7 protein-coding genes are annotated in these 12,034 nt (G+C 44.4%); all 7 read left to right on the top strand.

What is annotated here, in order from left to right; genetic code table 11:
- The first annotated feature begins 291 nt into the window (after nt 1-291).
- Nucleotides 292-1,920 carry a CTP synthase gene (locus AB5Z12_RS17170; RefSeq protein ID WP_118578480.1) on the top strand — a complete coding sequence of 543 codons (1,629 nt, stop codon included), beginning with the start codon at nt 292-294 and terminating at the stop codon, nt 1,918-1,920.
- A gap of 14 nt (nt 1,921-1,934) precedes the next feature.
- Nucleotides 1,935-6,482, top strand: a complete 4,548-nt coding sequence (gltB, locus tag AB5Z12_RS17165) for a glutamate synthase large subunit (protein ID WP_173715500.1) — start codon at nt 1,935-1,937, stop codon at nt 6,480-6,482.
- A gap of 14 nt (nt 6,483-6,496) precedes the next feature.
- On the top strand, nt 6,497-7,981 hold the full coding sequence (locus AB5Z12_RS17160) for a glutamate synthase subunit beta (RefSeq protein ID WP_368357412.1): 1,485 nt from the start codon (nt 6,497-6,499) through the stop codon (nt 7,979-7,981).
- A 337-nt stretch (nt 7,982-8,318) separates the two neighbouring features.
- Nucleotides 8,319-9,641 (top strand): type I glutamate--ammonia ligase, encoded by a 1,323-nt coding sequence (gene glnA / locus AB5Z12_RS17155; protein ID WP_148462972.1) that lies wholly within the window; start codon nt 8,319-8,321, stop codon nt 9,639-9,641.
- Between the two features lie 19 nt (nt 9,642-9,660).
- A complete protein-coding gene (locus AB5Z12_RS17150) occupies nt 9,661-10,215 on the top strand; it encodes an ANTAR domain-containing response regulator (RefSeq protein WP_118578478.1) in 555 nt (184 codons plus the stop codon).
- A gap of 104 nt (nt 10,216-10,319) precedes the next feature.
- Nucleotides 10,320-11,651 (top strand): aspartate--tRNA(Asn) ligase, encoded by a 1,332-nt coding sequence (aspS, locus tag AB5Z12_RS17145; protein WP_173770852.1) that lies wholly within the window; start codon nt 10,320-10,322, stop codon nt 11,649-11,651.
- 78 nt (nt 11,652-11,729) lie between these two features.
- The gene (gene gatC, locus AB5Z12_RS17140) at nt 11,730-12,023 is read left to right on the top strand and encodes an Asp-tRNA(Asn)/Glu-tRNA(Gln) amidotransferase subunit GatC (RefSeq protein WP_118578476.1); all 294 of its coding nucleotides are present in this window, start codon (nt 11,730-11,732) and stop codon (nt 12,021-12,023) included.
- The last annotated feature ends 11 nt before the right edge of the window (nt 12,024-12,034 follow it).

Below are 12,034 nucleotides of genomic sequence, written 5' to 3'. Positions count from 1 at the left end.
CATTAGTCGCAGTTAGCGATTAGTTCGCTGTAGCGTTGCGCCGGCGAGTGAGTAATACACATTGTCCAAATGCGTCCCTACTGAAGAACTTTTCAACACACTAAATAGCAAAAAAGTGGATTGACAAAGCCAAAAAAATGATATATTATATACCATATTTTTGAATAAGAATTTGTTTTGACAAAGGCGTCAAAGAGAAATGGATAGGTTAAGTGCCCCCTAATCCTCCTCTTTGACGCCTTTTTTACATATTAGAACACATTAAAAGCAATTGGAGGAGGAAATCGAAAGATGGCAGTAAAATACGTTTTTGTCACTGGCGGTGTTGTGTCAGGACTGGGAAAGGGAATCACAGCAGCTTCACTTGGGCGACTTTTAAAGGCAAGAGGTTTTCAGGTCACAATGCAGAAATTTGACCCTTACATCAACATTGATCCCGGAACCATGAACCCTATTCAGCATGGAGAAGTCTTCGTAACAGACGATGGAACTGAGACCGACCTGGATCTTGGTCATTATGAACGATTCATTGATGAAAGCCTGGATAAAAATTCCAATGTAACTACCGGAAAAATTTATTGGTCCGTTTTACAAAAAGAACGTCATGGAGACTTTGGAGGAGGAACCGTACAGGTAATCCCTCATATTACAAATGAAATCAAAAGCCGCTTCTATCGCGCAAAATCCCCGGATGAAAACAGGATTGCCATTATCGAAGTCGGCGGAACGGTAGGAGATATTGAAAGCCAGCCATTTCTGGAATCCATCAGACAGTTTCAGCATGATGTGGGACATGAAAATGCAATCCTTATTCATGTAACCTTGATTCCATACCTGAAAGCTTCAGGAGAAATGAAAACAAAACCAACCCAGGCCAGTGTCAAGGAGCTTCAGGCAATGGGAATCCAGCCGGATGTTCTGGTATGCAGAAGTGAATATCCGCTGACCGACGATCTGAGAGCCAAAATTGCCCTGTTCTGTAACGTGCCGGTAAGCCATGTACTTCAGAATCTGGATGTAGAGTATCTGTATGAAGCCCCACTTGCGATGGAACGTGAAAAACTGGCAGATGTGGTCATGCAGTCATTGGGACTTGAAAAAAGAAAACCAGACCTTACGGACTGGGAGGCTATGGTAGAAAATCTCCGCCATCCGGATAAAACTGTAAACATTGCTATGGTAGGAAAATATACCCAGCTTCATGATGCATACCTCAGTGTGGTGGAAGCTCTGAAACATGGCGGAATCGCATGCAAGGCGAAAGTAGAGATTACCTGGATTGATTCCGAAGAGTTAAACGAGAAGAACCTGGATCAGAGGCTTTACCAGGTAGATGGAATCCTGGTTCCAGGTGGTTTCGGCGGAAGAGGAACAGAAGGAATGATCCTGGCTGCCCAGTATGCCCGCGTGCATAAGATCCCATACCTTGGAATCTGTCTTGGAATGCAGATGGCAATCGTAGAATTTGCCCGTCATGTACTTGGTTATGAAGATGCAAACAGCATTGAACTTGCACCAGAAACCACCAATCCGGTAATCGCCCTTATGCCAGACCAGGAAGATGTGGAAGATCTTGGAGGAACCCTGCGCCTTGGAAGTTATCCATGTGTGCTTGCAGATGGTTCTTTATCTCTGGAACTTTTCGGACAGAAAGAAATTCAGGAACGTCACAGACATCGTTATGAAGTTAACAATGCATATCGCAAAGAACTGGCAGAAAAAGGCATGACCATAGCAGGAACTTCTCCTGATGGTCACATTGTGGAAATGATCGAGATTCCGGCAAACCCATTCTTTGTAGGAACCCAGGGACATCCGGAGTTCAAATCAAGACCGAACCATGCTCACCCGCTGTTCCGTGGATTTATCCAGGCAGCTGTAGATAAAGTAAACAAAGAGGAAACTCTTAATCAACAATAGAAAGGATGAGGAAAATGAAAGAAGTGATAAAGGAAAGGCAGGGACTTTACCGTCAGGAATTTGAACATGATAACTGCGGTATCGGTGCAGTTGTCAATATCAAAGGCAAAAAATCCCATGATACAGTTGCCAACGCATTGCGGATTGTAGAGAATCTGGATCATCGTGCCGGAAAAGATGCAGAAGGCAAAACAGGTGATGGCGTTGGTATCCTCCTTCAGATTTCCCATAAATTTTTTAAGAAAGCATGTAAAAAAGAGGGAATCGAAATCGGCCAGGAAAGAGAATATGGTATTGGCCAGTTCTTTTTCCCACAGCATGAGATCAAACGTGCCCAGGCAAAAAAAATGTTTGAGATCATTGTGGAAAAAGAGGGACTGGAGTTCCTTGGCTGGAGAGAAGTTCCGGTAGTTCCGGAGGTTCTTGGACATAAGGCAAGAGAGTGCATGCCATGCATTATGCAGGCATTTATCAAAAAGCCGGATGATCTGGAAAAAGGCATCGCATTTGACCGTAAACTGTATATTGCCCGCCGTGAGTTTGAACAGAGTAATGATAACACTTACGTATGTTCTATGAGTAGCCGTACGATTGTTTATAAAGGTATGTTCCTGGTTGGACAGCTTCGTACATTTTTCTCTGATCTTCAAAGCCCTGATTATGAATCTGCGATTGCATTGGTACATTCCCGTTTCAGTACCAACACAAATCCAAGCTGGGAGAGAGCACATCCAAACCGTCTGATCGTGCACAATGGTGAGATCAACACCATCCGGGGAAACGCAGATAAGATGCTGGCAAGAGAGGAAAATATGGAGTCCCCATACTTAGAAGGGGAAATGCAGAAAATCCTTCCGGTAGTCAACCGAAATGGTTCCGATTCTGCAATGCTCGATAATACGCTGGAATTCCTTACCATGAGTGGCATGGATCTTCCTCTTGCAGTGATGATCACTATTCCGGAGCCATGGGCAAATAACGATACCATTTCCCAGGAAAAACGTGACTTCTATCAGTATTATGCCACTATGATGGAGCCATGGGATGGACCTGCATCTATTCTTTTCTCAGATGGAGATGTGATGGGTGCAGTGCTTGACCGTAACGGTCTTCGTCCGTCCAGATATTACGTGACATCCGATGGCTGCATGATCCTTTCTTCTGAGGTTGGAGTATTGCCGGTACCGGAAGAGAAGATCATATTAAAAGAGCGTCTTCATCCTGGAAAAATGCTTCTGGTAGATACGGTTCAGGGCAAGATCATCGATGATAACGAATTAAAAGAGATGTATGCAAAGAAACAGCCATACGGCGAATGGCTGGACAGCAATCTGGTACATTTAAAAGATATTAAGATTCCAAACGAAAGAATGGAAGAATATACAGAGGAACAGCGTTCCCGTCTTCAGAAGGCTTTCGGATACACTTATGAGCAGTATCGTACTTCTATCCGAAACATGGCGTTAAACGGTGCTGAGAGCATTGGCGCAATGGGTGTGGATACACCGTTGGCAGTATTTTCCAAACAGAACAGACCGCTTTTTGACTACTTCAAACAGCTTTTTGCACAGGTAACCAATCCGCCGATTGATGCGATCCGTGAGGAGATTGTCACCAGCACAAGCGTTTATGTTGGAAAAGACGGAAACCTTCTGGAGCAGATTCCGGAGAACTGCAAGGTATTAAAGATTAACAATCCGATCCTTACCAATACAGATATGCTGAAAATTAAGGAAATGCATCACGAAGGCTTTAAGGTGGCTGTTGTCTCCACTCTTTATTACAAGAGCACAAAGCTTGAGCGTGCTATTGACCGTCTGTTTGTAGAAGTTGATAAAGCATACAGGGATGGTGCCAACATTCTGGTGCTTTCCGACAGAGGCGTGGATGAAAACCATATGCCGATTCCGTCTCTGCTGGCTGTTTCTGCAGTACATCAGCACCTTGTAAAGACGAAAAAGAGTACTTCTCTTGCTATTATCCTGGAATCCGGCGAGCCGAGAGAGGTTCATCATTTTGCTACTCTTCTGGGCTATGGCGCAAGTGCAGTCAACCCATATCTGGCATTGGAGACAATCCATGAGCTGATCGATACCCATATGCTGGACAAGGACTATTATGCAGCTGTAGACGATTATAATCATGCAGTTATCAGCGGTATTGTTAAGATCGCTTCCAAGATGGGTATTTCTACAATCCAGTCTTATCAGGGATCTCAGATTTTCGAGGCAATTGGTGTATCTCAGGATGTTATCGATAAATATTTCACAGGTACTGTAAGCCGTGTTGGAGGCATTACACTGGAAGATATTGAGGAGAATGTAGAAAAGCTTCATTCAGAAGCATTTGACCCGTTAGGACTTACCACAGACCTTACTCTGGATAGTGTGGGTGCCCACAAAATGAGAAGCCAGGGAGAAGAGCACCGTTACAATCCGGCAACCATTCATCTCCTTCAGCAGTCTACAAGAACAGGCAGCTATGAGATGTTCAAACAGTATACAGATCTTGTGGATAAGGAAAATCACGGCAATCTTCGTGCGCTTATGGACTTTAAGTATGCAGAAAATCCTATCCCTCTTGAAGAGGTGGAGAGTGTTGATGAAATCGTAAAGCATTTTAAGACTGGTGCCATGTCCTATGGTTCCATTTCTCAGGAAGCACATGAGACACTTGCTATTGCAATGAACCATCTTCATGGAAAATCAAATACCGGTGAGGGCGGTGAAAGCAATGAAAGACTGGATTCAGCAGGAACAAAAGATGACAGATGTTCTGCGATCAAACAGGTAGCCAGTGGTCGTTTCGGTGTTACCAGCCGTTATCTGGTATCTGCAAGAGAAATCCAGATCAAAATGGCACAGGGCGCAAAACCTGGTGAAGGTGGACATCTTCCGGCGAAGAAGGTTTATCCATGGGTTGCGAAAACCCGTCACTCCACACCTGGTGTTTCTCTGATCTCCCCGCCGCCGCATCACGATATCTATTCCATCGAGGACCTGGCAGAGCTGATTTATGACCTGAAAAATGCAAATAAATATGCAGATATTTCTGTAAAGCTGGTTTCTGAGGCTGGCGTTGGTACGGTTGCAGCCGGAGTTGCAAAGGCTGGTGCACAGGTAATCCTGATTTCCGGATATGATGGAGGTACTGGTGCAGCACCCAGAAGCTCCATTCACAATGCAGGACTTCCATGGGAGCTTGGGCTTGCTGAAACCCATCAGACACTGCTTATGAACGGACTTCGTAATCGTGTCCGCATTGAGACAGACGGTAAACTGATGAGCGGTCGTGATGTTGCAATTGCAGCACTTCTTGGTGCAGAGGAATTCGGTTTTGCTACAGCACCTCTTGTAACTATGGGCTGTGTAATGATGAGAGTCTGCAATCTGGACACCTGCCCGGTTGGTGTAGCTACCCAGAATCCGGAGCTGAGAAAGAGATTCAAAGGCAAACCGGAATATGTTGAGAACTTTATGAAATTTATTGCCCAGGAGCTTCGTGAATATATGGCAAAACTGGGTGTGAGAAGCCTGAAAGAGATGGTAGGACGCACAGATCTTCTGGTTGCTACAGATGCAGTTGATGAGCCACACAAAGGTAAAGTAGACCTTAGTGCAATCTTGAACAATCCATATGCAAAAGTTGGCAGCGAGGTAACCTTTGATCCGAAAGCAGAGTACAATTTCCAGCTGGAGAAGACTCTGGATGAGAAAGTTCTTGTGAAGAAATGCAGTCGCGCAATTCATGGCGGTGAGAAGACCAGATTTTCGGTAGAAGTAAAGAACACAGACCGTGCATTTGGAACAATCCTTGGTGCGGAGATTACCAGAAATAATAAAAACGGACTGCCGGAAGACACGGTAGAGATTGATTGTACAGGAGCCGGAGGACAGAGCTTTGGTGCCTTTATCCCGAAGGGTCTTACTCTGAAGCTTACCGGCGACTGCAACGACTACTTTGGAAAGGGTCTTTCCGGTGGCAAGCTGATCCTGAAGACTCCGGAAAATGCCGGTTACAAAGCAGAAGATAACATTATTGTCGGCAACGTTGCTCTTTATGGTGCAACTAGTGGAACTGCCTTTATTAACGGTATGGCAGGTGAGCGTTTTGCAGTTCGTAACTCTGGTGCCAATGCAGTTGTGGAAGGTGTGGGAGAGCACGGCTGTGAGTACATGACCGGTGGTCGTGTAGTAGTTCTTGGAAGAACCGGCAAAAACTTTGCAGCAGGTATGAGCGGCGGTATCGCTTATGTTCTGGATGTGGAAAATGTTCTTTATAAGAACTTAAATAAAGCGATGATTTCTATTGAAAAAGTAGACAATAAATATGACAAAAAAGAACTGAAAAATCTGATCGAAGCACATGTAGCTGCAACGGGATCGGAGCTTGGACAGAAGGTTCTGGATCAGTTTGACATGTATCTGCCTCACTTCAAAAAACTCATTCCAAATGAGTACAAGAAGATGATCACATTAAGTGCAAAGCTTGAGGAAAAAGGTCTGAACAGTGAGCAGGCGCAGATGGAAGCATTCTACGAAAGCATAGGAGTTAAGCATTAAGGAGGCAGAAGATCGTGGGAAAACCGACTGGATTTTTAGAATATAACAGAGAGACGGCAAAGGTTCTGCCGCCAAAAGTAAGAATTGCCAATTTCAAGGAGTTCCGTACTCCTCTTAATAAAGAGAAACAAAAACTTCAGGGAGCACGCTGCATGGCTTGCGGCGTTCCCTTCTGCCAGTCAGGTATGATGATCGGCGGCATGGCTTCCGGATGTCCGCTTCACAACCTGGTGCCAGAGACAAATGATCTGGTATTTACCGGAAACTGGAAACAGGCGTTTCTTCGTCTGAACAAGACACACAGCTTCCCGGAATTTACCTCCCGTGTGTGCCCTGCACTTTGCGAGGCAGCCTGTACCTGCAACTTAAATGGAGAGCCTGTTTCCACTAAGGAAAATGAACGTGCCATCATTGAGACTGCATATGCAGAAGGCTGGGTTGTTCCGCAGCCTCCGAAGGTTCGTACAGGAAAGACCATAGCAGTTATCGGAAGCGGTCCTTCCGGACTTGCAGCAGCACAGCAGTTAAACAGAAGAGGTCACAATGTAACTGTATTCGAAAGAAGTGACCGGATCGGCGGACTTCTTCGTTACGGCATTCCAAATATGAAGCTGGAGAAATCTGTGATCGACAGAAGACTGAAGCTGATGGAAGCTGAGGGTGTGAAATTTGTGACAAATACAAATGTTGGAGTGGATATTACAGCAGAGGAACTTTTGAAGAAATATGACCGTGTAATCCTTTGTTGCGGAGCTTCCAATCCCCGTGATATTAAAGTGCCGGGAAGAGATGCAAAGGAAATTTATTTTGCAGTAGACTTCTTGAAAAAAGTCACCAAAACTCTTCTGGACAGCGATTTTACCAAAGCTCCTTATGAAGAGGCAAGAGGCAAACATGTGCTGGTAATTGGCGGTGGTGATACCGGAAATGACTGTGTGGGTACTTCCGTACGTCTCGGCGCCAAATCTGTAACACAGCTGGAAATGATGCCAATGCCGCCGACAGAGCGTGCTGCTTCCAATCCATGGCCGGAATGGCCAAAGGTTTTAAAAACAGATTATGGTCAGGAAGAAGCAATTGCAGTGTTTGGACATGACCCCCGGGTTTACCAGACAACCGTTACTGAGTTTATCAAAGATAAAAACGGAAATGTCTGCCAGGCCCGGATCGTAAAGTTGAAAAGTGAGAAAGATGCCAAAACAGGCCGTATGATGATGGTTCCGGTAGAGGGGACGGAAGAAGTGATCCCTGCAGACCTGGTGCTGATCGCAGCTGGTTTCCTTGGAAGCCAGAAATATGTGACCGATGCATTTAAGGTTGCAACAACTGCAAGAACTAACGTAGAGACAAAACCGGAAGCTTATGAGACCAGCGTACCGCGGGTTTTCACAGCAGGAGATATGCACAGAGGCCAGTCTCTGGTAGTATGGGCAATCCGTGAAGGAAGAGAAGCCGCAAAGGCAGTGGATGAATCCCTGATGGGATATTCTTATCTGTAAATTGGCAAAAAAATGCTTTGTGGAATAATACCTGCTGAATCGCTGTCGGGAAAATAAAAAAGAGAGTATATAAAAAGTATGGTCGGGGGCAAACTAAATTTGCTCCCGATTTTCCGTTCTGATACAAAAGATTTATTTTGTACATCATTTTATACAACGCTGATATGGTAAAGTGGTAAAAAATAAGTTGACAAAGCATGACCTCATTGCTATAATTACCTCCATGAACAAGGGCGTTCTTCAGAAGGGTATCTTTTTGAAGTGCGCCTTTTTTGTTTAAATAAGTCATGCGTAATGGATGGATGAGGGCATGAGAGTGAAAGAAGGAGAGAACACCATGGGGAATTACACCAGAGAAGAAGTGTTACAGATGGCAGAAGACGAGGATGTAGAATTCATTCGTCTTCAGTTTACCGATATGTTCGGTACTTTGAAAAATATTGCGATTACAGCTCGGGAGCTCCCCCGGGCACTGGATAATGAATATGTAGTAGACAGCTCCTACATTGCCGGAATAGCAGGGGAGAAAGAGCCGGATATGTATTTACATCCGGACTATAATACTTTCACCATTCTTCCGTGGCGTCCGCAGCAGGGAAAGGTAGCCAGACTGCTCTGTGATATCTACCGCTCAGATGGAACGCCGCTTGAGAAAAGCCCGAGATATATTCTGAAACAGGTGGTAGAGATGGCTGCTAAGGAAGGCTATGTTTGTGAAGTGGATCCGGAATGTGAGTTTTTCTTATTTCACACAGATGATAACGGAGTTCCCACTACACTGACTCATGAAAAAGCCGGATATCTGGATATCAGCCCGCTGGATCTGGGAGAAAATGCAAGACGTGATATGGTTCTGAATCTGGAAGATATGGGATATGAAATTGAATCTTCCCATCATGAAACCGCTCCGGCACAGCATGAGATTGATTTTAAATTTTCCGGTGCAAATGAAATGGCTGACTGTGTGATGACTTTCAAAATGGCAGTCCGCACCATTGCAAAACGGCATGGACTTCATGCAACCTTTATGCCAAAGCCGAGAGCTGAGGTGAATGGTTCCGGTATGCACATTCATTTTGCATTGTATAAAGATGGAAAAAATATATTTGCTGATCCTGATGATGTAAATGGTCTCAGCGAGGATGCTTATCATTTTATCGGTGGTCTTCTTGCACATAGTGAAGAGATGGCCGCCATTACCAATCCGCTTGTGAATTCCTACAAGAGACTTGTACCTGGCTATGATGCTCCTACAGAACTGACCTGGACAAAGAATAATCAGAACTCTCTGATCCGTATTTCCAATTTAAGATCAGACAGCCTGGCAATCGAGCTTCGAAGCCCGGATGCATCTGCAAATCCTTACCTTGTGTTTGCTGTTTGTATTGCAGCCGGTCTGGATGGAATTCAGCAGAAATTATATCCTACCAAGGCATCGGATCGTTCTTTTTCCGAATCTGACCAGAAAGCTATGAATATTGGAAATCTTCCGCTGAACCTGGATGATGCCCTTACACATTTCGAGAATAGCACCTGGATCCAGAGTGTACTTGGTAAAAAGTTCTGTGAGGAATATGCAGCTGCCAAGAAGGAAGAATGGCTGAATTATATGAGACAGGTAAGCGAGTGGGAAATCAGCCAGTATTTATACAAGATTTAAGAGAAGAGAGTAGCATGGTATGAACAGCAGCATTGTAATTGCATTACCGAAAATCGATGACGCAAAGAAAATACGTACCATATTGAACCGGCACGGTTTTTCTGTAGCTGCGGTATGTTCAACTGCTTCAACAGCACTTGCCAGCATGAGTGAGTTGGACGGAGGTATTCTGATCTGTGGTTATAAGCTGACGGACCGGTATTACCGGGATGTGCTGGAAGATATTCCTTCATATTTTGAAATGCTGTTGCTGGCATCTGGAAGAGTGATTGCGGAAGCGCCTACATCCGTCCTTACTGTGGAAATGCCAATGAAAGTCAGCGACCTGGTAAACACGGTGGATATGATGTTGTCCCAGATCGAGCGGCGGCTAAAAAAAGAGAAGAAGAAACCGAAAACGCGTTCCTGGAAAGAGCAGAATTACATTTCCAACGCAAAGTTTCTTCTTATGGAGCGAAACCATTTAAGCGAAGAAGATGCATACCGGTACATTCAGAAATGCAGTATGGATTCCGGGACAAATATGGTAGAGACAGCTCAGATGGTTCTGATGCTGTTATATGATGAGGTATAGTCTAAGGCAGAATTCTAATCCTGTTGTATAGGATTTTTCAGAAATTCTGGCTGGGGTTTTTATAAGATATATTTTTATGATTTTAGGAAATGGAGGATGAGGAAATGGAGTTTTTGGATGGAAGCTGGAAAAAAGAAGTGAGCAGCTGGGATGCACTGATGGGAGAAGAACTTCTGAATCAGGAAGCCATCCTGGAGGGCGCCATTCACAGTATCCGCAACATGGGAGATGTTGCATTTGTAATTATCAGAAGAAGAGAGGGTCTGTTTCAGACCGTTTTAGTAAATGAGGATGTTGATTTTTCCATTCATGATCTGAAAGAAGGCATGACAGTAAGAGTAAAAGGTGTTGTAAATAAAGAAGAGAGAGCGCCTCATGGCAGAGAGCTTCACATTCGTGAAATTCAGGTGCTGTCTTCTCCGGCTGAACCTTTTCCTCTTGCAATCGATAAATGGAAGCTGAATACTTCTCTGGAAGCCAAATTAAATTACCGTTCCCTTTCCCTCCGCAATATTCAGGAGCGCGCAAGATTTAAAATCCAGGAAGCTTTGACAAGGGCTTTTCGTGATTATCTCTATGAAAATGGATTTACGGAAATCCATACGCCGAAGATCGGAGCCAGAGGTGCTGAGGGAGGCGCGAACCTGTTTAAACTCAGCTATTTCCATAAACCGGCTGTTCTGGCTCAGAGCCCACAGTTTTACAAACAGATGATGGTGGGAGTTTTTGACAGAGTATTTGAGACCGGACCTGTTTTCCGTGCTGAGAAACATAACACCAAAAGACATTTAAATGAATATACGAGTCTTGATTTTGAGATGGGCTATATTGATAGCTTTGAAGAGATCATGGCTATGGAGACTGGCTTTTTGCAGTATGCAATGAAGCTTTTAAAAGAGGATTATGCAAAAGAACTGGAGATCCTGAAGGTTGAGCTTCCAGATGCTTCCAGGATTCCGGCAGTTCGTTTTGATGTGGCAAAAGAGCTGGTTGCGAAGAAATACAACCGTCAGATCCGTAATCCATTTGATCTGGAGCCAGAGGAGGAAGCCCTCATCGGTCAGTATTTTAAAGAAGAATATAATGCAGATTTTGTTTTTGTTACCCATTATCCATCTAAGAAGCGTCCGTTCTACGCAATGGATGATCCAGAGGATACCAGATTTACGTTAAGCTTTGACCTGCTTTTCCACGGCCTTGAGATCACAACAGGAGGACAGAGAATTCACGATTACAATGCCCTTCTGAAAAAGATAGAGGACAGAGGTATGGAGACAGAAGGAATGGAACAGTATCTGGATACATTTAAATACGGTATGCCTCCTCATGGTGGTCTTGGAATCGGTCTGGAACGTCTTACCATGCAGCTTCTCGGGGAGGAAAATGTCCGTGAGGCATGCCTGTTCCCAAGAGACCTGAACAGACTGGAGCCATAAAAAAGCTGGATATCCAGAAAAGATTTTGGTATGGATCCAGAGTGGAGCGTAATAATTTCTGTGCAGGAGGATGAGAAAATGGCAAAACAGATTGACGATGAAACCATGGAAAATGTCTGCATTCTTGCAAAACTTTCCCTTACAGAAGAAGAGAAGGAAAAGGCAAAAAAAGATATGCAGGAAATGCTTGATTATGTAGATAAGCTGGATGAACTGGATACATCCAGTGTTGAACCAATGTCCCATATTTTTGGCGACCAGAATGTATTTCGTGAGGATGAAGTTACAAATGGTGACAACAGCGAGGCAATGCTTGCAAATGCGCCAAAAGCCAAAGAAGGACAGTATCAGGTTCCAAAGACCATAGGATAGGAGACATTCAC

The organism is Ruminococcus sp. RTP21358st1_G6_RTP21358_211008, assembly GCF_040908885.1.
Taxonomy (GTDB): Bacteria; Bacillota; Clostridia; order Lachnospirales; family Lachnospiraceae; genus Blautia_A; species Blautia_A faecis.
Note: the sequence above shows the minus strand (reverse complement) of the source record. Positions and strands in the feature narration are given on the sequence as shown.